Raw genomic sequence first — 22,832 nt, 5'->3', positions numbered from 1 at the left:
CGCCGCTATAGAGCGCGGCGCGCCGGAGCGCCACCTTCAGGCGAAGGCTTCGGCGAAAATGGTGCCGCCGGCGTCCGCCGCGCCCACCGCCGCACGAAACGGCTGGAACAGTTCCCGGCCGACGCCGAAGTGGTTGGCGGAGAGGTCAGCTTCGGCGGGCGCACGGGCGTTCCAGTCCAGCGGGTCCACCAGCACCTCAAGTTCACCTGCAACCGCGTCCACACGTACCATGTCGCCGTCGCGGATCTTGGCGATGGCGCCGCCCCGCGCCGCCTCGGGCGTGACATGGATAGCAGACAGAACCTTGCCGGATGCGCCCGACATTCGCCCGTCGGTAACCAGCGCCACTTTCTGCCCGCGATCCTGTAGAACGCCGAGCGGCGGCATGAGCTTGTGGAGTTCCGGCATGCCATTGGCACCCGGCCCCTGGAACCGCACCACCGCCACGAAATCGCCGGTCAGTTCCTTGGCCTTGAACGCCTCCTGGAACGCCTCCTGGGAATGGAACACCCGCGCCGGCGCCTCCAGCACATGGCGCTCGACCGCCACCGCCGAGGTCTTCACCACGGCGCGGCCAAGATTGCCGCCCATCACCTTCAGCCCGCCGGTGGCCTGGAACGGCGTCTGCGCGCCGCGCAGGATCTCGGTGTTGCCGCTAGCAGCCGCAGCGTCGCGCCACACAAGCGCGTCGTTCTCGCCCAGGCCCGGCTCGGCCACATAGCCGTCGAGTCCGGTTCCCCAGACCGTGCGCACATCTTGATGGAGCAGGCCCGCACCAAGCAGTTCGCCGATCACGAACCCCATGCCGCCAGCGGCGTGGAAATGGTTCACGTCGGCCTTGCCATTGGGATAGACCCGCGCCAGCAGCGGCACCACGTCGGCGAGGTCGGAAAAGTCGTCCCAGGTCAGGCTGATGCCCGCCGCCGCCGCCATGGCGACGAGGTGGAGCGTGTGGTTGGTGGACCCGCCGGTGGCATGTAGCCCGACCACCGCGTTCACAAACACCTTCTCATCGAGCATCCGACCGACGGGCGTAAAATCATTGCCCAGCGCGGTGATGGCCAGCGCGCGTTTGGCAGCGGCGCGGGTGAGCGCATCGCGCAGCGGCGTGTTGGGATTGACGAAAGAGGCGCCGGGCAGATGAAGGCCCATGATCTCCATCATCATCTGATTGGTGTTGGCGGTGCCGTAGAAGGTGCAGGTGCCCGGGCCGTGATAGGACTGGGACTCGGATTCCAGCAGCGCCGCCCGGTCGATCTTGCCTTCCGCATAGAGCTGGCGGATACGCGACTTCTCGTCGTTCGGCAGGCCCGAGGTCATCGGCCCGCTCGGGATGAACACAGCCGGCAGATGGCCGAATGACAGCGCACCAATCACCAGTCCCGGCACGATTTTGTCGCAGATACCGAGGAACACCGCCGCATCGAAGGTCTGGTGGGACAACGCGACGGCGGTGGAAAGGGCGATGACATCACGCGAGAACAGGGACAGTTCCATCCCCGCCTCGCCCTGGGTGACACCGTCGCACATGGCCGGCACCCCGCCCGCCACCTGCGCCGTGCCGCCGGCCTCGCGCGCCGCATCGCGGATCAGTTCGGGAAAACGCTCATAAGGCTGGTGGGCTGAAAGCATGTCGTTATAGGCGGTGACAATGCCGATGTTGGGCGTGTCCTCACCACGCAACCGCGCCTTGTCGGTCGGACCGCATGCGGCGAACCCATGGGCCTGGTTGGCACAGCCGAGGCGCTGGCGGGGCGGCGCCGCCTCGACCGCAGCATCGATCCGCCCCAGATATCGCTCGCGCTTGGGTCGGCTGCGCCGGACGATGCGCTCTGTGACGTCGCCGATCCTCGCGTTCAAGCTGCCAACCGTGCCCATGCAGACCTCCGCTTCGGCCGTTCGCCCGCGGGGGGCAAACCTGAAAGGATTCAAGTCTGTCATGTGGGGCGCGTCGCGCCAATCGAAAGGGCGGCGTTGCAAGCCCTGCGGGACATAAGGGCGATGTCACCTTCCCGCACGCACTCTTTGCCCCCTTCCCCTTCCCCTTGCCCTTGCCCCTTGTGGGGAAGAGTGTCCCCTTTACGCGGCAAGCTCTCGCATGACCGAGATCAGATCGGACTTGCCCTCGAATCCAATGCCCGGCAGTTCCGGCAGCACGATATGGCCGTCCGCTACCCGCACGCCATCCGGGAAACCGCCATAGGGCTGGAACAGGTCGGGATAGCTCTCGTTGCCGCCAAGGCCGAGGCCCGCCGCGATCATGAGCGACATCTGGTGCCCGCCATGGGGAATGCAGCGTGAGGGCGACCAGCCGAACTGCTTCAGCACATCGAGCGTCCGCAGATATTCCACCAGGCCATACGACAGAGCACAGTCGAACTGGAGCCAGTCGCGGTCCGGTCGCATGCCACCGTAGCGCAGCAGGTTCCGGGCGTCCTGGTGGGAGAACAGGTTCTCGCCGGTCGCCATGGGGCCGGGATAAAATTCCGAGAGCGCGGCCTGAAGCGCGTAGTCTAGCGGGTCGCCCACTTCCTCGTACCAGAACAGCGGATAGTCCCGCAGCATCTTGGCATAGGCGATGCCGGTCTCCAGATCGAAGCGGCCGTTGGCATCCACCGCGAGGCGGGCCTGCGAGCCGATCTCGGCCAGAACCGCCTCGATGCGCGCACGATCCTCGCTGATGGAAGCCCCACCGATCTTCATCTTCACGACGTTGTAGCCACGGTCGAGATAGCCGCGCATTTCCGCGCACAGGGCGGAATTGTCCTTGCCGGGATAATAGTAGCCGCCAGCTGCATAGACGAAGACGCGCGGGTCGACCTCACGCCCGTGGCGCTCCGCCAGCAGGCGGAACAAAGGCTTGCCCTCGATCTTCGCCACCGCATCCCAGATCGCCATGTCGAGGGTCCCCACGGCCACCGACCGCTCGCCGTGCCCGCCCGGCTTCTCGTTCATCATCATGGCGGCCCAGACCTTGGCGGGATCGATGTTGTCGCGCGCATCGTCCAGCAGGCTTTCGGGCTTGGCCTCCAGGATGCGGCCGCGAAACCGCTCGCGGATCAGCCCACCCTGGCCATAGCGCCCATTGGAATTGAAGCCATAGCCAATCACCGGACGCCCATCGCGCACCACGTCGGTGACGACCGCGACAAGGCTGGTCGTCATCTTGCTGAAGTCGATATAGGCGTTGCGGATCGGCGAAGAGATCGGCTGGGTGATCTCCCGAACGTCAACGATGCGCATATTGCATCCCTTCCTTTGCATTGGCTCACGGCGTTGGCATGAGATACATTCGTGCTGATGAATCCTCCAATGCCAAGAATTAAGGTCACCATGCACATTCGGCATCGCCTGTGGACCTAACACAACCATGGATCTGACTTGGCTTGAGGATTTCCTGGCGCTCGCCGAGCACCACAACTTCTCGCGCGCAGCGGAAGCCCGCCACGTCACCCAACCCGCTTTCAGCCGGCGCATCCAAGCGTTGGAAAACTGGATCGGCACCCCACTCGTCCTTCGCACGCCGCAAGGTGTGGTGCTGAATGCGGCCGGCGGCTATCTGCTTGACCGCGCAGCCGATCTGACGCGCGACCTGCACCAGATGCGGCGGGGCGCGTTGAAGGCTGCCGGGCGCGAGGGAGCGGCTTTGTCCATCGCCGCGACCCACGCTCTTTCCTTCACTTTCCTTCCGGGGTGGATGCGGACCCTCTCGCCACTTGCAACCCTCGGCGCGCTGAACCTGATCTCGGACACGATGGCGGCCTGCGAGCGGGTTTTCTTGGCGGGCGACGCCGATTTCCTGCTGTGCCATGCGCGCAGCGACATGCCGACCCGCATGCCAGCCGCGTCTTTCTCAAGCCGCGTAGTCGGCACCGACCGGCTCATTCCGGTTTCAGCGTCGAACGAAGCCGGCGCCGCACTCTGGCAATTGCCGGGCACACCGAATGCACCGCTGAATTTCCTGGCCTATAGCGACGTGTCGGGCCTCGGGCGCATCCTCAAGGCGACCTTTCCCGCCTTTTCCCCAGTGCCCGCATTGGAGACGGTGTTCACGGCACCGCTGGCGGCCACCCTCCAGTCCATGGCCAGGCAGGGACACGGGGTGGCTTGGCTGCCTCAGACGATGGCGGAAGAAGACCTCGCCGCTGGCCATCTTATGCCAGCCGGGTCGGAGCATTTCGCCATCCCGGTCGACATACGCCTGTTCCGGCCGATACGCCGGCTGTCGGACGCAGCAGAAGCCTGCTGGGCAAAGGCATTGGAGCATGCCCTCCCCAGCCGGTGAGCGACCGGGCGAAGTGTCCCCTCCCCAACGCGTTGGGGAAGGGACAGCCTGAACAGGGAAATGCCACGCTTCCCAAGCCCTTACGCCGCCTTGCCGGCCGCGAAGTCCGTGGAGACGGAGACGTCGTGCCACTCCCGCAGCAAGGCATCGGTCTGGGCATTCTTCTCGGCGATCTTGGCGACCGTGTCCGAACCCAGGGGCAGACGGACCGGCGGGTTCGGCGTGTCGGCGAAAGCCACCAGCACCCGCGCCAAGGCGGCAGGATCCCCCGGCTGGGCATGGTTGGCACCGGCCGCGAAGCCGCGCATGGCGCCGGAGGTCTCGTGGTAGTCGGCGATCTGACTGGTGCTCACCACCAGGGAGGTTTCGTCGAGAAAGTCGGTGCGGAAGAAGCCGGGCTCCACCACCGTCACCAGAATATTGAGCGGCTTCAATTCGATAGCCAGCGCCTCGCTCAGCCCCTCGACGGCGAACTTGGTGGAGCCATAGACCCCCCAGCCGGCATAGGCCGAATAGCCGCCGATGGAGGAGAGGTTGAAGATGCGGCCGGATCGCTGGCGGCGCATGTGGGGCAGCACGGCGCGGGTCACGCCCAGCAGGCCGAACACATTGGTGCGGAACAGCGCCTCGATCTCGCCCGAGCTCGCCTCTTCCACCGCGCCGAGCAGGCCGTAGCCGGCATTGTTGACGAGAATATCGATGCGGCCGAACCGCTCCACCGCTGCCTTTGCGGCGGCATGGGCCTGGGCTTCGTTGGTGACGTCGAGGGCGAGCGGCAGCAGGTTGGGATGGTTTGCGAAGCGCGCCGTGACCGTGTCCGGGTTGCGGGCGGTGGCGACAACCGCATCGCCCTTGGCGAGAGCCTGCTCGGTGATGAGGGCGCCGAAACCGCGCGAGGCGCCGGTGATGAACCAGATTTTCATGTGCGTTTCCAGTGAACTAGGGGCCGGCGACATCCGCCGCGGCGTTTTGATAGCCCCTGGAAACTGATGAGATAATCGCGCATATTTTCGGCATCATACTGAGATATTTTCATCAATGACCCAGATCGACCCCACCGACCTGCGCGCATTCCTGGCGATCGCCCGGCATTTGAGCTTTCGCAAGGCCGCGGATGAGCTGGGCTGCACCGCCTCTGCCCTCAGCCATGCGCTGCGAAATATCGAGGAACGCCTAGGGGTTAGGCTGGCAAACCGCACCACCCGCTCGGTCGCCCTGACAGAGGCGGGCGAGCAGCTTCACGCCCGGATCGCCCCGGCGTTCCGCGATATTGCCGACGCGCTGGACGATCTGAACAATTTCCGCGACCGCCCCGTCGGCACATTGCGCATCAACACCGCCCGCGTCAGCGCGCAGATGTTGGTGTTGACTATGGTCACATCGTTCGTAGCGAAGTACCCAGATCTACACGTAGATCTGACCGTGAACGACGACCTTGTCGACATGGTCGCGGACGGATGCGACTGCGGCGTGCGCTTCGGTGAGACGCTCGCGCAGGACATGATCGCGGTGCCCATCGGCCCCCGCCAGCGCACCGCCATCGTCGCCTCGCCGGCCTTCTTCGAGCGGCACCCCCGCCCCGAGCGGCCGGAGCAGCTTAGGGAGTTGCCGTGCATCCGGTTCCGGTTCGCCAGCGGGCGGCTTTACGCATGGGAGTTCGAGCGGGGCGGGGTGGAACTTGCCATCGAGGTCGACGGGCCGATAACCCTCGGCGATCAGGACCTGATGGTCCAGGCCGCCCTCGATGGCGCGGGCATCGCCTTTGCCTTCGAGCAGCAGGTGGCCGATCTGGTCGCGGAAGGCCGGCTGGTGCGGGTGCTGGAGGACTGGTGCCCCTATTACAGCGGCTTCTTCCTCTACTACCCCAGCCGCCGGCAGATGCCGGCCCCGCTGCGCGCGTTCGTGGATTTCGTGAAGCAGCACAAGGCGTAGGCGCCAGTTCAGAGCAGCGCCGAAGCGGCCACGCTCCGTAATGACCCCATGCGGCAGGCTGCCCTCTTTTGACTTGTATCAAACAAGCCCTCGGACGCCCGACGCAGGGTGCGGCCAGAAGCTTCGGGAGGTCTCGGCCCGAAGCGGGGACCCGCAGATGCCGACCGTACCCGCACCGACCACGACGCCGCGAAAGAGCATGACGGACGGCGAGATGCTGCTGCTCATCGTGCTCTGCCCGATGGCGCTGCTCTCCATCGTGGTGATGGCGAAAGCCTATACCTCGGCCTACGCCTTCCACGCCTTCCTGTTTGCCGCCGCCTGCATCGCCTCGGTGTTCGCCATCGGCAACCGCTACATGGACCGGCCGGCGGCGTTGCCGCCCCAGACTATCAACGGGCGGCCTAATTACAATATGGAGCCGGTGAAGGTCGCGACCCTTCTCTCCGTGTTCTGGGGCATCGCCGGCTTCCTCGTCGGGGTGGTCATCGCGCTTCAGCTGGCCTTTCCGGTGCTGAACTTCGACCTGCCCTGGACCGCCTTCGGCCGGCTGCGGCCGCTGCATACCTCGGCGGTGATTTTCGCCTTCGGCGGCAACGTGCTGATCGCGACCTCCTTCTATGTGGTGCAGCGGACCTGCCGCGCCCGCCTGGCGGGGGATCTGGCGCCCTGGTTCGTTGTGCTCGGCTACAACTTCTTCATCGTCATCGCCGGCACCGGCTATCTGCTGGGCATCACCCAGGGCAAGGAATACGCCGAGCCGGAATGGTATGCCGACCTGCTGCTCACCATCGTGTGGGTCACGTATTTCGCGGTTTTCCTGCTCACGGTGCTGAAGCGCACCGAGCCGCATATCTATGTGGCGAACTGGTTCTATCTCGCGTTCATCGTCACCATCGCGGTCCTGCACATCGGCAATAACGCTTCGATCCCGGTGTCGATCTTCTCGCCCACCTCCTACATCGTCTGGTCGGGCGTACAGGATGCCATGGTGCAGTGGTGGTACGGCCACAACGCGGTCGGCTTCTTCCTCACCGCCGGCTTCCTGGCGCTGATGTATTATTTCATCCCAAAGCGCGCGGAGCGGCCGGTCTATTCCTACCGGCTCTCCATCGTCCATTTCTGGGCGCTGATCTTTCTCTACATCTGGGCCGGCCCGCACCACCTGCACTACACCGCCCTGCCCGACTGGGCGCAGACGCTGGGCATGACCTTCTCGATCATGCTGTGGATGCCCTCCTGGGGCGGCATGATCAACGGCCTGATGACGCTGTCGGGCGCCTGGGACAAGCTGCGCACCGATCCGGTGCTGCGGATGATGGTGGTCTCGGTCGCCTTCTACGGCATGGCCACCTTCGAGGGGCCGATGATGTCGGTGAAGGCGGTCAACTCGCTCAGCCACTACACCGAATGGGGCATCGGCCACGTGCATTCCGGTGCGCTCGGCTGGGTCGCCTACATCTCCTTCGGCGCCATCTACTGCCTGGTTCCGTGGCTCTGGAACAAGCGGGACATGTATTCGGTCAAGGCGATCGAGTGGCACTTCTGGATCTCGACCCTCGGCATCGTGCTCTACATTTCGTCCATGTGGGTCGCGGGCGTCCTCCAGGGCCTGATGTGGCGCGCCTATACCGCGCTCGGCTTCCTCGAATACGCGTTCATCGAGACCGTCGAGGCCATGCACCCCCTCTACGTGATCCGCGCCTTGGGCGGAATCCTGTTCCTGATCGGCGCGCTGATCATGGCCTGGAACATAGCGATGACCATCCGCAGCCCGGAGTTGGACACGGCGCAAGCGCCCGCCCCGCTCTCGCTCGCGCCTGCGGAATGACGGAGAAGACGATGTCCACAAAGTCCGCTTCGATCTGGGCCAAGCACGCGATCTTTGAGAGACACTCATCGATCCTGCTGCTGGGCGTGCTGCTGGTGATCTCCATCGGCGGCCTCGTCGAGATCGTCCCGCTGTTCTACCTCAAGAGCACCATCGAGACCGTGGAGGGCATGCGGCCCTATTCCCCGCTGGAGCTTGCCGGGCGCAAGATCTACCAGCGGGAAGGCTGCTACAACTGCCACAGCCAGATGATCCGCCCGCTGCGCGACGAGGTGGAGCGTTACGGCCACTATTCGCTCGCCGCAGAGAGCATGTACGACCACCCCTTCCAGTGGGGCTCCAAGCGCACCGGGCCGGACCTTGCCCGGGTCGGCGGCAAGTATTCGGACCTCTGGCAGATCGAGCATCTGCACAATCCGCGCTCGGTCGTGCCCGCCTCCATCATGCCGTCCTACCCCTGGCTCGCGGAGACCGAACTCGACGCGCGCCACATCGCCGACGACATGAAGGTGCTGCGCCTGGAAGGCGTGCCCTACACCGACGACATGATCGCCAACGCGGCGGCGGATATCAAAACCCAGGCAACCACCGACGCCCCGGACGCCGACGCCCTGCTGGCGCGCTATCCCAAGGCTCAGGTGCGCGATTTCGACGGCGACACCCGCACCATCACCGAGGCAGACGCGCTGGTCGCCTACCTCCAGATGCTCGGCACTTTGGTGGACTTCAAGCTCTACGACAACAAAGCCAACGTGAGGTGAGCCATGCGTGACATCTACATGATGCTGGCCTCCTTTGCGCAAACCTGGGGCCTGTTGCTGTTCTTCTTCGGCTTTTCCGGCGTCATTGCCTACGCCTACTGGCCGTCCAAGGCACGCAAGGCGGCGTTCAACGAGGCCGCCCAGATTCCCTTGAAAGAGGATTGATCCCGTGAGCACCCCGCACGATGGCCACGGCCCCGACACGCACGAACCCCATGCGCCCTATGTCGACCCGACGACCGGAAAATCCACCACCGGCCATGAGTGGGACGGCATCCGCGAACTCAACAACCCGCTGCCGCGCTGGTGGCTGTGGAGCTTCTATGCCTGCATCGCGTGGGCGGTGGGCTATTGGGTTCTGTACCCGGCCTGGCCGCTGATGACTGGCCCGACACCGGGCGTGCTGAGCTGGAATTCCCGCACGGCGGTGCAGCAGCAATTGACCGACCTTGCAGCCTTGCGCGCCGCCTCGACGGCACAGCTTTCCACCGCATCTCTGAGCCAGATCGAGGCCAGCCCCGACCTGCTCGCTTTGGCGCGCGCGGAAGGCAAGGTGGCGTTCGCTGACAATTGCGCGCCCTGCCACGGCGCGGGCGGCGGCGGCGCCAAGGGCTATCCCAACCTCAACGATGACGACTGGCTCTGGGGCGGGACGCTGGCTGAGATCCAGGCCACCATCACCCATGGCGTGCGCGCGGGCGACGATGCCGGCCACCAGGGCAACATGCTGGCCTTCGCCAGCGTGCTGACCAAGGCGCAGATATCGGATGTGGCGGACTATGTGCGCTCGCTCTCGGGCTTCATGCCGGTGGATCCGAGCGTGCTCGCCAATGGCGCGGCGGTGTTCAAGGCCAATTGCGTCGCCTGCCATGGGGAAAATGCTGAGGGGAACAAGGAGCTTGGCTCCAAGAACCTGACCGATGGAATCTGGCTCTATGGCGGCGACAAGGCGACCATCGTGCAGACCATCAGCTTGGGACGCGGCGGCGTGATGCCGGCCTGGGGCACCCGGCTTTCCCCCTCCACCATCAAGGCGCTCACCGTGTTCGTCCACACGCTGGGCGGTGGGCAGTGAGGGGGGACATGAGCGTGCGCTTGTCCTCACTCTTTCCATTAGCGGAGCCGCTGGGTCGTTGCCTCTCCCGCTTGTGGGGGCTCTGCGAAAGGGCTCCAGCAAACTCCCGCGGTTCGTTAAGTGCAGAGGCTGGGCTGTTCCACCTCTCCCCGAGGGGGAGAGGTCGGCTGCAAAGCAGCCGGGTGAGGGGGCTCCGACATATCAGAACTGGAAAGGGTTTCCCCCCTCACCCCAGCCCTCTACCCGTCGGGGAGAGGGAGCAGGGCGTAGTCACTCGAAAAGCACAACCGATCCCGCGCCTGCCTCTTGCGCAGAGCTTTCGCAAGCGGGGGAGGGTCAGGGCGGGGGAAATTGGTGAGAAATGGCCAGGTGCGGAGTGTCTCGGAGGGCTCCTGCCCCCTCCCCAGCCCTCCCCCGCAAGCGGGAGAGGGGGCGACCGCGCGTCGCTCAACGGTCCGTTAAATAAGCGTCCTGCACAGCGGCGGATGGCCGGAAAGCCCGGCCATGACCATTGATCCGAAGTTGATGGCGCATTGAAATGTCGATCCACTCGACGACCCCACCCGCCCTGGATGACGACGACGCCCCGCTCTATGTGGCGCGCCGCCAGATTTATCCGCAGAGCGTCCACGGGCGATTCCGCACGATCAAGTGGATCGTCCTGATCGTGACGCTGGCGATCTATTACCTGCTGCCGTTCGTGCGCTGGGATCGCGGCCCCGACGCGCCGAGCCAAGCGGTGTTGATCGATTTTCCCGCGCGGCGGTTCTATTTCTTCTTCCTGGAGATCTGGCCGCAGGAATTCTACTACGTCGCCGGCCTGCTGATCCTCGCCGCGCTGATCCTGTTCCTGATGAATGCGGTCGCGGGCCGGGTCTGGTGCGGATATCTCTGCCCGCAGACGGTGTGGACCGACCTATTCCTCGCCGTGGAGCGCATGATCGAGGGCGACCGGCGCGAGCGCATGCGCGAGGATGCCGGCCCCTGGACACTGGAAAAGATCACCCACAAGACGCTCAAGCATTCGGTGTGGCTGCTGATCGCGTGGTGGACCGGCGGCGCCTGGGTGCTCTATTTCGCCGACGCGCCGACACTGGTGGTGCAACTCGCCACGTTCCAGGCGCCGATGGTCGCCTACGTCTCCATCCTCATCCTCACCTTCACCACCTATGTCCTCGCCGGGCACCTGCGCGAGCAGGTGTGCACCTATATGTGCCCCTGGCCGCGCATTCAGGCCGCCCTGACCGACGAATATGCGCTGAACGTCACCTATCGCTTCGACCGGGGCGAGCCGCGCAATTCCCTGAAGAAGGCCGCCGCGCTGAAGGAGGAGGGCCTCCCCGCCGGCGACTGCATCGACTGCAACCAGTGCGTCGCGGTGTGCCCGACCGGGGTGGATATCCGCGAGGGATCGCAACTCGCCTGCATCCAGTGCGGCCTGTGCATCGACGCGTGCAACACGGTGATGGAAAAGATCAACCACCCGCGCAACCTCATCGCCTATGACAGCGAGGCCGCCTTCCAGGCGCGGGCGCAGGGCAAGGCGCCGGTGCGCCACATCATCCGCACGCGCACGCTGCTCTATGCCGGGCTGATCCTGCTGGCCTGCGCGATCATGCTGACCAGCGTGATCGGCCGCAGCATGGAAAGCGTCGCGGCGATCCACGACCGCAACCCGCTGTTCGTCCGCCTCTCGGACGGGTCCATCCGCAACGCCTACACGCTGCGCATCTCCAACAAGGAGCTGAGTGACCGGACGTTCGCGGTTTCCGTGGCCGGCGTGCCGGGCGCGGTGCTGGATATCGTCGGTTCGGGGGCGCAAGCCAATGTCGCCATCGGGCCGGACCAGACGCGCGAATGGCGCGTGCTCGTGACCACCGGCGATGCTCTGGGGACGGACGCCTCCCTGCCCGTGACCTTCACCATCCGCGACACCCAATCGGGGATCGAGGCGAAGGTCGCGGACCATTTCATCGGGCCGTGAAGATGGCCGCAAGCGCAACGTCATCCCCTCTCCCGCTTGCGGGGGAGGGTGAGGGAGGGGGCCGGCCGCAGGCCGGGGGCGTCTCACCTCGCTTCGCTCGGCCCCCTCCCCCCGCCCTCCCCCGCAAGCGGGAGAGGGAGCCGACAGCACAAATCTAATCGGGAGACCAACCATGTCCGAAGCCGTTCTCGCCCGCCCGAAGCGCCCCATCACAGGCCGCTTCGTGCTGATCTGCATTCTCAGCTTCTTCGGCGTGATCGTGGCGGTGAACGTGGTGATGGCGCGCTTTGCCGTGACCACCTTCGGCGGCCTTGAGACCGCAAGTTCCTACCAGGCGGGTCTGGCGTTCCGCGGCGAGGAAATGGCGGCCGGGCAGCAGGCTGAGCGGCATTGGCAGGTGCAGGCGAAGGTCGGCAATGCGGCGGGCGGCGGCCGGAGCCTGGTGGTGCAGGCGAGCGACGCGGCGGGTCAGCCGCTGATGAAGCTGGAAGGGACCGCGCGGCTCGCCCATCCCGCCAATGCGCGCTTCGACACCACGGTGCAGCTTTCGCCGCTCGGCAACGGCAGCTACGTCGCGACCCTCGATGCGCCGGCCGGCCAATGGGATCTGGTGATTGATCTGACGCAAGGCGGTGAGCGCATGTTCCGTTCAAAGAACCGGGTGATCCTTCACTAGGAGCAATCTGTCTTTGGGTGCCGAGGCCGTCGACTATTCCATCTTCCTGAAGCGCGACCCCGCCGGGCGCGCGCAGATGAACCTCGTGGTCGAGGGCATCGACCGCGACGGCTGCATCGAGGAGATCGAGCGCGGCATCGCGGCGCTTCCCGGCGTGGTGCGCGCGCGGCTCAACTACACCACCCACCGGCTGTCCGTGGCATGGGGCGAAGAGGCGGCGCCTGATGCCGTGGTGGCGCGGCTTTCGGCACTGGGCTATCGCGCCCACCCCTATTCGGCGCGCACCGAAGACGCGGAGGCGCAGCGCGCGAAATGGCTGCTGCGCTGCCTCGGGGTGGCGGGCTTCGCGGCGATGAACGTGATGCTGCTCTCAGTCTCGGTCTGGGCCGGCAATGTCAGCGACATCACCCCCGAGACGCGGGACCTGTTCCACTGGCTCTCGGCCCTGATCGCCTTGCCGGCGGCGGCCTATGCCGGCCAGCCGTTTTTCCTCAGCGCCCTCGCCGCCCTGCGCAGCCGCGCGCTGAACATGGATGTGCCGATCTCGCTGGGGGTGCTTCTGGCGCTTGCGATGTCGGTGGTGGAGACCGCGCTTCACCGGGAGCACGCCTATTTCGACAGCGCGCTGATGCTGCTGTTCTTCCTGCTGGCGGGACGCTATCTCGACCATGCCGCGCGACAGCGCACGCGGGCGGTGGCGGCGAACGTCGCCGCGCTCAGGGGCGAGATGGCGCACCGGCTCGATGCCGCCGGCGTCGCGGTGCAGGTACCGGTCCAGGCGCTGGCGCCGGGTGATCTCATCCTGGTGCCGCCGGGCGAGCGCGTCGGCGCGGACGGCGTGGTGATGCAGGGCAATTCAAGCGTCGTCGAGGCGCTCGTCACCGGCGAGACGCTGCCGCGCGCGGTGATGGCGGACGAAGCGGTGCATGCCGGTAGCCTGAATGGTGAGGGGGCGCTGACCCTGCGCGTTACGGCGGGGGGCGAGGAAACGCTGGTGGACGAGGTGCAGCGCCTCCTCGACACCGCCATGACATCGCGCACCACTTATGTGCGGCTCGCCGACCGGGTCGCCCGCGCCTACGCCCCCGTGGTGCATCTCACCGCACTGATGTCCGCCGTCGGCTGGCTGCTAGCGGGGGCGAGCGTGCACGATGCCGTCATGATCGCGGTGGCGGTGCTCATCATCACCTGCCCGTGCGCCCTGGCGCTTGCGGTACCCGCCGTGCAGGTGGTCGCGACGGGCGCCCTGTTCCGCGCCGGCATCCTGCTGCGCTCGGCGGATATGCTGGAGCGGCTGGCGCCGGTGGACACCGTGGTGTTCGACAAGACCGGCACCCTGACCCTGCCAGACCCCGTGCTGCGCCTGCCGCAGGGAATTGATGCCGCGCTCGTCCCGCTCGCCGCGCGGCTCGCCCAATCCAGCCGCCACCCGCTGGCCGGGGTGCTCGCCGCCAAGGCGGAGGGCGCCCCCTTCCCCGATGTGACGGAAGCACCGGGTGAGGGCGTGCGGACGCTTATCGGGGGCATGGACGCGCGCCTGGGCAGCCTCGCCTTCTGCGGCCTGAAGGCGCCCGCCGACCTGCCGGCCTCGGCATCGCTGATCGCGTTCCGCCTGGGGGCGGAGGGCTTCGCCGCCGGCATCGACCAGGCGCTGCGGCCCGATGCGGTGGAGGTGGTGGCGGCGCTCAGGGCAAGCGGGCTTCAGATCATCATTTTGTCGGGGGATCGCGAAGCGGCGGTCGCGCCGGTCGCCGCCGCCCTCGGCATCACCGATGCCCGCGCGGGTTTGAAGCCGGGGGACAAGATCGCCGCGCTCGAAGCCCTGAAGGCGAAGGGACGGCGCATCCTCATGGTGGGCGATGGGCTGAACGATGCGCCAGCGCTGGCCGCTGCCGACGTATCCCTCTCGCCGGTGGAGGGGGCCGCGCTCACCAAGGCGCAGGCGGATGCGGAATTCCTCGGCGCCCGCCTCGCCCCGGTCCTCGCGGCGGTGGACGGGGCGCGTTGCGCACTGCGGCGCATCCATGAGAACCTCGCCCTCGCCTTGCTCTACAATCTCATCGCCGTTCCCCTGGCGGTGGGGGGATATGTGACGCCGCTGGTGGCGGCGCTCGCCATGTCCGGCTCGTCCATCCTGGTCACGCTCAATGCCATGCGGGCCTCCCATTTCGGGGCGCGGGTGAAGACATGACGGTGCTTCTCTATCTGGTGCCGATCGCCTTGGCGCTCGGCCTCTCCGGCCTATTCGCCTTCCTGTGGTGCCTGCGCGGGGGGCAATATGACGACCTCGACGGCGCCGCCCGCCGTATGCTCTCCGACGAAGACGTGAAGCGGTGAGCCCACGCGCCGCATCGATCCGCGCCGGACTGCTGGCCTGCATCTGCGACCCCACCATCTGCCCGCCGGCCAATGACAATGCGCGCGGCCCGGCTGGCTTCCTGCCCCTGACCGCCGGCTTCGCCTTCGCTGTGCTGGCGCAGACTGTCGCTTCCGCCGCGCTCCCGCTGGCCGGCATGATGCTGGCACCGAGCGGCGATCCGCTGCGCGCGGCGTGGCCGTTCGCGGCGCTGATGCTGGGGTCGGCCGTCGCCTCCTTTCCCGCCTCGTTCCTGCGCGACGCCTTCGGCCGGCGGGCCGGCTTTGCGCTGGGGGCGTCGCTTGGGATCGCCGGCGGCGTGCTGCTGGCGCTTGGCCTGTTGAAGCAGCAATTCGCCTTCGCCTGCATCGGCGGACTGTGGCTCGGGATGGCGCAGGGTTTCTCCTTCTTCTACCGCCACGAAGCGGCGGCGGCCGGGCGTCAACCGGCAGCGGCCGCCGCCGGTGTGCTGGCCGGCGGCCTGCTCGCGGCTTTCGCCGGGCCGCTCCTGACCCAATTTACCGAGCGCCTGTTCGCCCCGTTCTTCCTGGTGGGCGCGGCCGCGCTTGCCGCCGCCGCTCATACCGTCGCGCTCACCATCGCCGTGCGCCTCGCGCCTGATCCCATAACCGCCCCGCCCGAAGGCGAGACCGCCCCCTTGGGCTCGGTCATCGGACCCACCCTTGCCGCAGCGGTGGCGTGGCTATGCATGAGCCTGCTCATGGCGGGAGCGCCGATGCGGCTGGTGGACTGTGGCATTGGCGAGGGGGCCGTGTTTGGCTTTGTCGCCCTCCATGTCTTCGCGATGTACGCGCCATCGGTGCCGCTGTTCTGGCTTGGCACACGCTTTTCCGCGCCCGCGATCACCGCCGCCGGGATCCTGCTGGCCCTGAGCGGGCTGGCGCTCGCCTGGGCCATTCCCCTCCCAGCGACCCTCGCGCTGGCCATGGTGTTCACCGGCGCGGGATGGTCGGCCGCCACCATCGGCGCGACCGCCTGGCTGCGCCTTGACGGCACGCCCAGCCGCCTCGGCTTGGCGCTTCACGATGCGAGCCTGTTCTGCGCCGCGCTCATAGGCGCGCAAGCCTCTGTATTCCTGTGACTTTCGACTTCGGACATCCAGGAAAGGCAGTATGTCCCGGCAGACGGTCACTATATCGACGCAACGCATTGCCCGAGCGGCGGTCGTAACGCTACCTTATCGTTCGACACTTTGAGCCGGCGCCCGCGCCGGCATTGACCGCACGAGACCGGATCGAGCCACGCGTCTGACGCAGGCGCGACCGGCACGCGTGCCGGATGGAGGCACGACTGTCTGCTCAACCCCACATCGGCGCGAGTCTGAAGCCCGCCCACGAGGGATGGGTGTCGGCCCTGGCGGCGGTCATGCTGCTCCAGACCACGGGTGCCTTCCTCAACCAGATGATCCCGACGCTCGCCCCCATCCTCGGCGCTGAGCTGGGTTGGCCGGCGACCCATGTCGGCTTTCTCGTGGCGTGCGGCACCACCGGCGCGATCACCTTCCTGATCTGCGGCAATCCCCTGCTGCGGGCGTTCGGCTCGATCCGGACGGTACAGGCCGGACTACTGCTGGGCATCGTCGGCGTGGCGCTGCTGCCCATGCCCCTGCTGGTGGCGCCGTTCGCCGCCGCCTCGCTGATCGGCCTTGCCTATGGCCCGGCAACGCCGGCGGGCAGCGACGTTCTGATGCGCTACGCGCCGGCCCGGCACCGGTCCCTGCTGTTCTCGGTGAAACAGGCGGGCGTGCCGGTGGGCGCGGCCGCCGCCGGCCTGCTTCTGCCGCCGCTCGCCTTGTATGTGGGCTGGCGGTTCGCGCTGCTGGCCGTGGTGGTCGTGCTGCTGATTGCCGTCGCGGGGGCGCAGGCGGTGCGCGGGCGCATCGACGCGGGGCGTGACCCCGGACAGATGAACTGGCGCGTGCTGCTCTCACCTGCGAACGCGCGGCACACCTTCGCGGTCCTAAAGGCGGCGGGGCTGATGCGCATCGCATTCGCCGGCGGGTTTCTCGGCATCACCCAGGGAAGCTGGAACGCCTTCCTCGTGACCTATCTGGTGGCCGGCCTCCACCTGACGCCGACCCACGCCGGCATGGTGTTCGCGGTGGTGCAGATTTCCGGCGTGCTTGGCCGCATCGGCCTCGGCTGGCTGGCGGACCGCGTGGGCTCGGGCATGTTCGTGTTGCGGATCACCGCCGGAACATCCGCCTGCGCCACGGCGTGCCTCGCCTTTGCCCAGCCTGACTGGCCCCTGCCCATGCTGCTCGCGCTCGCCATCGTCGCGGGCGTGACCGTTTCGGGCTGGAACGGCGTGCAGCAGGCGGAGCTTGCCCGCCGCGCGCCGCCGCATCTCATCAGTGAGGCATCGGCCGGCGGCACGGTGTTTATCTTCCTCGGCTTCATCATCGGGCCGACACTTCTGGCGACGACGCTTGGCCTGACCGGACGGTTTGATCTGTCCTTCCTCGCCATCGCCGCCATGCCGGCTCTGGCGCTGGTGGCGCTGTCCGGCGTCAGCCGGACCTAACGTGACTTATTTCGCATGACCGACCTGCGGCAGAGTGATGGATCAGCACCTTGCGCTGCGCGATCAAATGGGCGATTTCCGCGAAATCGTCTATGTCGGGATGGACGGGGCGTCACCGTGATCGGCTGAGCCGTTGCGGTGTGGACGATGGGCAAAGAGCCGCGCGGCCAGGCAGAACCTGGCCCCCGGCGTAGGGTGGGTGAGGAAACCATGAGGAAACCGGTCTACGACCTGGCTGAGGCCGTCGCGGATATTCCGGACGGGGCAGTCGTCATGATTGGCGGGTTCGGCGGCGCAGGTGCGCCGGTCGAACTTGTCCATGCGCTGATCGACCAGGGCGCGCGCGAACTGACTGTCGTGAACAACAATGCGGGCAACGGCCATGTCGGCCTCGGCGGCCTCATCAAGGCCGGCCGCGTGCGCAAGATGATCTGCTCATTTCCGCGCTCCACCGATTCCCGCGCGTTCAACGAACTCTACCTTTCCGGCAAGATCGAGCTTGAGCTTGTGCCGCAGGGCACGCTCGCCGAGCGCATCCGCGCGGCTGGCGCGGGCGTCCCCGCCTTCTTCACCCGCACCTCGGTCGGCACGCCGATCGCGGAGGGCAAGGAGGAGCGCACGTTCGACGGCGTGCGCTATGTGATGGAGCGTTGGCTGAAGGCGGATTTCGCTTTGGTCAAGGCGCTGCGTGCCGATGCCTATGGCAACCTCGTCTACAACAAGACCGCGCGCAATTTCGGCCCGATGATGTGCATGGCGAGCAAGACCACCATCGTGCAGGTAACCGACATTCTTGAGCCAGGTGGCATCGACCCCGAAGTGGTCGTGACGCCGGGCATTTTCGTGAACCGGCTGGTCAAGGTGGCGAACCCGGTCCAGGAAGAGAAGCTGGTCGCAGAGGGAGCGAGCCACCTATGAGCACCGAGACTTTGGTGAAGAAGCTCACCCGCCAGCAGATGGCGTGGCGCGCCGCGCAGGACATTCAGGACGGCAGCTACGTCAACCTCGGCATCGGCATGCCGGAACTGGTGGCGCTCTACGTGCCCGCCGGCCGCGCCGTGACGTATCACACCGAAAACGGCCTGCTCGGTTTCGGAGATCGTCCGCCGCCGGACGAGGAAGACCCCGATCTCGTCAATGCCGGCAAAAAGCCGGTGACGCTCCTGCCCGGCGCGGCGCTGTTCCACCACGCGGACAGCTTCGCCATGATCCGCGGCGGCCACATCGATCTCTCCATCCTGGGCGCGTTCCAGGTGGCGGAAAATGGCGATATCGCCAACTGGAAGGCTGGCGATGACGGCGTTCCCGCCGTTGGGGGCGCCATGGATCTGGTGAGCGGCGTGAAGCAGGTGTTCGTCATCACCGAGCACACCACCCGCGACGGCACGCCGAAGCTGGTGGAACAGTGCACCTACGCCCTCACCGGCGCTGGCGTCGTGAGCCGCATCTTCACCGACCTTGCGGTGATCCATGTGGTGGACGGCCGGTTCCTGGTGAAGGAAATCGCCGAGGGCCTCGACCTCGACGGGCTTCAGGCCCTGACCGGGGCACCGCTCGTGACCGATGGTGCGCCGGGCGTGCTGCGGGCGCCCTGAGTTTACGGAAACAGTCAGCCGCCTCGCGTTTGAAGGAACGTGGGGCGGCTTCTCTATTGGGCGTATTCCCGTCAAGCGGTTAAAACGACGTGTCGCCATGATTCTGGGGGTACGAAGTGCAAACTGCGATAGCGTTCGTTGTGGCTGCAGTCGCCGAGATAGCCGGATGCTTCGCGTTCTGGGCATGGGTTCGCATGGGCAAGTCCATCTGGTGGCTTGGCCCCGGCGTGGTGTCGCTGATCATCTTTGCCTATGCTCTCACCTTCGTGCACAGCGAGTCCGCCGGCCGGGCCTATGCAGCCTACGGCGGCATCTACATAGCCGCATCTCTCCTGTGGCTTTGGTCGGTGGAGGGGATGCGGCCTGATCGCTGGGATCTAACGGGAGCAGCGATCTGCTTGCTGGGAATGGCTGTCATTCTGTTCGCGCCTCGAGCGGTTTAAAGAATGCTCCACCAGGTCTCTGGCTTCTCTCCGAAGTCGGCGCCGGGGCCGCTTCACGGTTAGGTACGAAGAGTGGTGGATCAAGCTTTTTTGCGGAGTAGCTTGCGCTCTCCAAACCGCCCTCGATCTCACCGCCCCTCGGTCCCCGGAGGAACATCGTTCCGCTTGCGCGGATCTCTAAATAACTGGCGTCATGCGGCTTCTGCCGTCCAACGGTACTCAGTCTGATCGACCCACATCCGATGAAGTATGACGGCCAGCCGCCTCGCTACGGCAATGGTGGCCTTCATCATGCCGCGTCGCTTGACTAATCGCAGGCCCCAAGCTCGTAGCGCCGAAGGCTTCTTTGACCGGGTCAGCAACACCAGCGCAGCCTCATACAAGGCTAGACGCAGCGTCTCATCGCCGTTCTTCGTTATCCGCCCCCGCCGATCGATCTCACCGGATTGATGGGTTCGAGGTGCTAGACCGAAGTGTGCGCCGACAGCACGCGATTTTTGAAATCGAGCAGGCTCATCGATGGCGGCGCGGTAGGTCAGCGCAACGAAAGGACCGACGCCAGGCGCCGTCATAAGCAGCTTGCAGGTCTCATCGTCTCGCGAGAAGGCAAGCATTCGACCGTGAAGCACCGCGTACTGCTCGCGCAACGAACGGCGGACTGCCAAGAGGGGCTCGATGACAGCAAGCAGCGCCGGGCTGTCGGCAACGAGCTCCGCTATCCGGGCTTCATAGGCCGCCCGCGTAACGAGCCCGACGCGCATGCCAAAGTTTCGGAGCAGCCCGCGCACGCTGTTCTCGACGTCGAGAATTTTGCCTTGAATGAATTTGCGCGCTGTGAGGAGCACGCGGATCTCCTGACTTGCCAACGTCTTGACGTGAACCGGTCGATACAGACCCACACGCATCATCTGAGCAAGCCCGCGGGCGTCGTTCCGATCGGTCTTGTTGACCTGGGCACTTAGCATCGCCTGCGCATGCCGGGTCTCCACGCAGATCATTGGCATGCCGCCTCGGGCCAGCCCTGCGTAAAGCCACTGGCACATAGGACCGGCTTCGATCCCAACTCGGCCGTAGCTCCGACCAACTGAAAGCAGGAAGGCAAGTATCGCCTCCGGCTCGCTGTCGACCTTGCCTTCTCGAACTACTGCACCGGTCGCGTTCATTACGCAGATGCTCGTCGTACGCACCGAAACGTCTAGGCCAGCAAAGAACTCCATCGCTCATCTCCTGATCCGCTTGGGCTGATCAGCACAGCGTACTCCACGCCATCACCGTCTCAACCCGCCCGGCCAGAGCGGCGCGAGCCCAATGGCCCAACCTTTTTTATGGGGCGGTCAGGCGCCTTTGCTCTCGGCCGACGACGGCGGCACGAACCGCACGAGCAGACAGCATACCAGCGCCGTGAGCGCGAAATAGAGGCCGGGCGCGGCCGACCAGCCGGTGACTTTGATCAGCACCGTCGCCACCAGCGGCGCGGTGCCGCCGAACAGCGCCAGAGCCACATTGTAGCCGAGCGACAGCGCCGTGCAGCGCATCGCTGTGCCATGGAGCGAAACGAACACGGCGGGCAGTGTGCCGAGGAAGATCGCCGCCAGCAGCGCCAGGCCGATCTGGGCAAGCGTGACCGCCAGCACCGTGCCCACGGCCGCCAGCGCCAGCAGCGGCATGGAACAGACCATGGTGAGGAGCGAACCCGCCACCAGCATGCGCCGGTGGCCGATCTTGTCCGAGAGATGGCCCATGGCGAGCGTGGCGACCAACCCCACCACCAGCCCCAGCGTGCCGATGCCCAGCGCATCCTGATATGGCAGGCCGATGATGTCGCTGGCATTGCTGATGAACCAGACGAAGACAAGGTAATAGCCGACCGAGGCGACCCAGTTCAGGCCGGCGCCGATCGCCATCTGCCGGCCCTCGCTGCGCAGCGCGGCCCGCAGCGGCTGGGGCTCCAGCTCCTGTGCCGCTGCGAGCTGGGTGAAGGCGGGGGAATCCTCGACCCCGAAGCGCGCCCAGAGCCCCATGAACGCAACCAGGATGCCGGTGAGAAACGGTATCCGCCATCCCCATTCCATCATGGCATCGGCCGGCAGTGCCTCCGCGACCAGCCAGCCGACGCCGGCGCCGAGAAGTCCGCCGATCATCGCGCCGAAATTGGCGACACTGCCGAACAGCCCGCGCCGGTGGGCCGGCGCCTGCTCGACCAGGAAGACGATGGACCCGGAGAACTCGCCGCCTGCCGAAACTCCCTGCACTAGCCGCAGCAGGATCAGCAGGATCGGCGCGAGGACGCCGACGCTCTGGTAGGTCGGCAGAAGGCCCATGAGAAAGGTGGGAAACGCCATCAGGACGACCGAGAGCGTCAGCATCTGCCGCCGGCCGAACCGGTCGCCGATATGGCCGAAGATGATCCCGCCCAACGGCCGCGCCAGGAAGCCCAGGGCGAACACCGCATAGGAATTGATCAGCGCCGCCAGGGTGTCGGCGGCGGGGAAGAAATGCGCGGCGATGAACGGCGCGAGAACGCCGTATAGGGCGAAATCGTACCACTCCAGCACGTTGCCCACGACACCGGCGACGATGACCCGGCGCCGCGCGGTGCGCGCGTCATTTACGGCCTGCGCATCCCTCAATGCCCGCTCCCGACTGCCTTGCCGCACCATGACACGGCATCGCGAATATGTATGATCTCAATCAACCCGGACCCCACAGATGATCGCTGGCACATCATGATTACGCTTCATCATCTGGCATATTCCCGTTCGCACCGGATTCTCTGGCTCCTGGAAGAGGCCGGTCTGCCCTATCATCTCGTGCGTTACGACCGCGACGCGAATTTCAAGGCGCCGCCAGCCTTGGCGAAGGTGCATCCTCTCGGCAAGTCGCCGGTGATCGAGGATGGAACGCTGATCCTGGCGGAATCCGCCGTCATTCTGAAATATATCGATGTGCGATATGCCGGCGGCCGCTTCTCTCCGCCGCGGGACACCGACGCCTATTTCGTCCACGAGGAATGGCTCGAATTCGTCGAGAGCACAGCGGCTCTCCCCATCATGATTACGCGGATCGGCGCGCTGACCGGGGGCCTGACGGAGCGCATGGGGCAATTCGTCAAACCGGTGCTCGGGAAGACATTGGCTTCGATCGCGACTGCCATGATAGACCAGCACTATCTGATGGGCGAGGCCTTCACCCTTGCCGACATCCAGATCGCCTATCCCCTCGAAGTCGCCGCGCGGATGGGCCTGCTCGACCCATACCCGCCCCTGAAAGCCTATCTCGACCGCCTGAGGGCGCGGCCGGCGTTCCAGAAGGCGGTGGAGATCGGCGGGCCGATGCTGCCGCCGGCCTGA

At 66.1% G+C, this 22,832-nt stretch carries 21 protein-coding genes; 16 read left to right on the top strand and 5 right to left on the bottom strand.

All coding sequences use genetic code 11. The features are described 5' to 3' along the window. Nucleotides 1-36: 36 nt before the first annotated feature. Complete coding sequence (gene edd, locus ADADO0_RS12035) at nucleotides 37-1,878, bottom strand: phosphogluconate dehydratase (protein ID WP_511305387.1); 1,842 nt, start codon at nucleotides 1,876-1,878, stop codon at nucleotides 37-39. 201 nt (nucleotides 1,879-2,079) lie between these two features. Then, nucleotides 2,080-3,243, bottom strand: a complete 1,164-nt coding sequence (locus ADADO0_RS12030) for a mandelate racemase/muconate lactonizing enzyme family protein (protein ID WP_511305386.1) — start codon at nucleotides 3,241-3,243, stop codon at nucleotides 2,080-2,082. 127 nt (nucleotides 3,244-3,370) lie between these two features. Here ADADO0_RS12030 and ADADO0_RS12025 point away from each other — a divergent pair, with 127 nt between their 5' ends. Next, nucleotides 3,371-4,285 carry a LysR family transcriptional regulator gene (locus tag ADADO0_RS12025; protein WP_511305385.1) on the top strand — a complete coding sequence of 305 codons (915 nt, stop codon included), beginning with the start codon at nucleotides 3,371-3,373 and terminating at the stop codon, nucleotides 4,283-4,285. Nucleotides 4,286-4,365: 80 nt separating this feature from the next. On the opposite strand, the gene ADADO0_RS12020 is transcribed toward ADADO0_RS12025, so the two are convergent. Then, nucleotides 4,366-5,208, bottom strand: coding sequence for an SDR family NAD(P)-dependent oxidoreductase (locus ADADO0_RS12020; RefSeq protein ID WP_511305384.1), 843 nt, complete (start codon nucleotides 5,206-5,208; stop codon nucleotides 4,366-4,368). A 115-nt stretch (nucleotides 5,209-5,323) separates the two neighbouring features. Between ADADO0_RS12020 and ADADO0_RS12015 the strand changes: the two genes are divergently transcribed. From ADADO0_RS12015 to ADADO0_RS11950, 14 genes are all read left to right on the top strand, one after another. Further along, entirely contained in the window at nucleotides 5,324-6,217 is an 894-nt protein-coding gene (locus tag ADADO0_RS12015) for a LysR family transcriptional regulator (protein WP_511305383.1), read from the top strand. Nucleotides 6,218-6,374: 157 nt separating this feature from the next. Further along, a complete protein-coding gene (gene ccoN / locus ADADO0_RS12010; protein WP_511305382.1) occupies nucleotides 6,375-8,048 on the top strand; it encodes a cytochrome-c oxidase, cbb3-type subunit I in 1,674 nt (557 codons plus the stop codon). Nucleotides 8,049-8,059: 11 nt separating this feature from the next. After that, nucleotides 8,060-8,809 (top strand): cytochrome-c oxidase, cbb3-type subunit II, encoded by a 750-nt coding sequence (gene ccoO / locus ADADO0_RS12005; protein WP_511305381.1) that lies wholly within the window; start codon nucleotides 8,060-8,062, stop codon nucleotides 8,807-8,809. Between the two features lie 3 nt (nucleotides 8,810-8,812). Beyond that, nucleotides 8,813-8,974, top strand: a complete 162-nt coding sequence (locus tag ADADO0_RS12000) for a cbb3-type cytochrome c oxidase subunit 3 (RefSeq protein ID WP_511305380.1) — start codon at nucleotides 8,813-8,815, stop codon at nucleotides 8,972-8,974. 4 nt (nucleotides 8,975-8,978) lie between these two features. Further along, a complete protein-coding gene (ccoP, locus tag ADADO0_RS11995) occupies nucleotides 8,979-9,884 on the top strand; it encodes a cytochrome-c oxidase, cbb3-type subunit III (protein ID WP_511305379.1) in 906 nt (301 codons plus the stop codon). A gap of 538 nt (nucleotides 9,885-10,422) precedes the next feature. After that, on the top strand, nucleotides 10,423-11,868 hold the full coding sequence (gene ccoG, locus ADADO0_RS11990; RefSeq protein ID WP_511305378.1) for a cytochrome c oxidase accessory protein CcoG: 1,446 nt from the start codon (nucleotides 10,423-10,425) through the stop codon (nucleotides 11,866-11,868). 172 nt (nucleotides 11,869-12,040) lie between these two features. Continuing rightward, nucleotides 12,041-12,544 carry a FixH family protein gene (locus tag ADADO0_RS11985; protein WP_511305377.1) on the top strand — a complete coding sequence of 168 codons (504 nt, stop codon included), beginning with the start codon at nucleotides 12,041-12,043 and terminating at the stop codon, nucleotides 12,542-12,544. Between the two features lie 13 nt (nucleotides 12,545-12,557). After that, complete coding sequence (locus tag ADADO0_RS11980; protein ID WP_511305376.1) at nucleotides 12,558-14,735, top strand: heavy metal translocating P-type ATPase; 2,178 nt, start codon at nucleotides 12,558-12,560, stop codon at nucleotides 14,733-14,735. Continuing rightward, nucleotides 14,732-14,881: a cbb3-type cytochrome oxidase assembly protein CcoS gene (gene ccoS, locus ADADO0_RS11975; protein WP_511305375.1), complete on the top strand. Its 150-nt coding sequence runs from the start codon at nucleotides 14,732-14,734 to the stop codon at nucleotides 14,879-14,881. Before ADADO0_RS11980 ends, ccoS begins: the two co-directional genes overlap by 4 nt. Then, nucleotides 14,878-16,002: a hypothetical protein gene (locus ADADO0_RS11970; protein WP_511305374.1), complete on the top strand. Its 1,125-nt coding sequence runs from the start codon at nucleotides 14,878-14,880 to the stop codon at nucleotides 16,000-16,002. Before ccoS ends, ADADO0_RS11970 begins: the two co-directional genes overlap by 4 nt. A 263-nt stretch (nucleotides 16,003-16,265) precedes the next feature. Continuing rightward, nucleotides 16,266-17,444, top strand: coding sequence for an MFS transporter (locus ADADO0_RS11965; protein ID WP_511305373.1), 1,179 nt, complete (start codon nucleotides 16,266-16,268; stop codon nucleotides 17,442-17,444). Nucleotides 17,445-17,654: 210 nt separating this feature from the next. Next, on the top strand, nucleotides 17,655-18,362 hold the full coding sequence (locus tag ADADO0_RS11960) for a 3-oxoacid CoA-transferase subunit A (protein WP_511305372.1): 708 nt from the start codon (nucleotides 17,655-17,657) through the stop codon (nucleotides 18,360-18,362). Further along, nucleotides 18,359-19,039, top strand: a complete 681-nt coding sequence (locus tag ADADO0_RS11955) for a 3-oxoacid CoA-transferase subunit B (protein WP_511305371.1) — start codon at nucleotides 18,359-18,361, stop codon at nucleotides 19,037-19,039. Before ADADO0_RS11960 ends, ADADO0_RS11955 begins: the two co-directional genes overlap by 4 nt. Before the next feature lie 116 nt (nucleotides 19,040-19,155). Next, nucleotides 19,156-19,482, top strand: a complete 327-nt coding sequence (locus ADADO0_RS11950) for a YnfA family protein (RefSeq protein WP_511305370.1) — start codon at nucleotides 19,156-19,158, stop codon at nucleotides 19,480-19,482. A 191-nt stretch (nucleotides 19,483-19,673) separates the two neighbouring features. Here the strand turns inward: ADADO0_RS11950 and ADADO0_RS11945 are convergent, their stop codons facing one another. Next, nucleotides 19,674-20,699 (bottom strand): IS110 family RNA-guided transposase, encoded by a 1,026-nt coding sequence (locus ADADO0_RS11945; RefSeq protein WP_511305368.1) that lies wholly within the window; start codon nucleotides 20,697-20,699, stop codon nucleotides 19,674-19,676. A gap of 117 nt (nucleotides 20,700-20,816) precedes the next feature. After that, on the bottom strand, nucleotides 20,817-22,112 hold the full coding sequence (locus ADADO0_RS11940; RefSeq protein WP_511305367.1) for an MFS transporter: 1,296 nt from the start codon (nucleotides 22,110-22,112) through the stop codon (nucleotides 20,817-20,819). A 51-nt stretch (nucleotides 22,113-22,163) separates the two neighbouring features. Here ADADO0_RS11940 and ADADO0_RS11935 point away from each other — a divergent pair, with 51 nt between their 5' ends. Continuing rightward, a complete protein-coding gene (locus ADADO0_RS11935; protein WP_511305366.1) occupies nucleotides 22,164-22,832 on the top strand; it encodes a glutathione S-transferase family protein in 669 nt (222 codons plus the stop codon).

The sequence above is a fragment of the Aquabacter sp. genome (assembly GCF_965279295.1).
Classification (GTDB): domain Bacteria; phylum Pseudomonadota; class Alphaproteobacteria; order Rhizobiales; family Xanthobacteraceae; genus Aquabacter.
The sequence above is the reverse complement of the archived record's forward strand: the minus strand, read 5'-3'. Positions and strand labels throughout refer to the sequence as shown.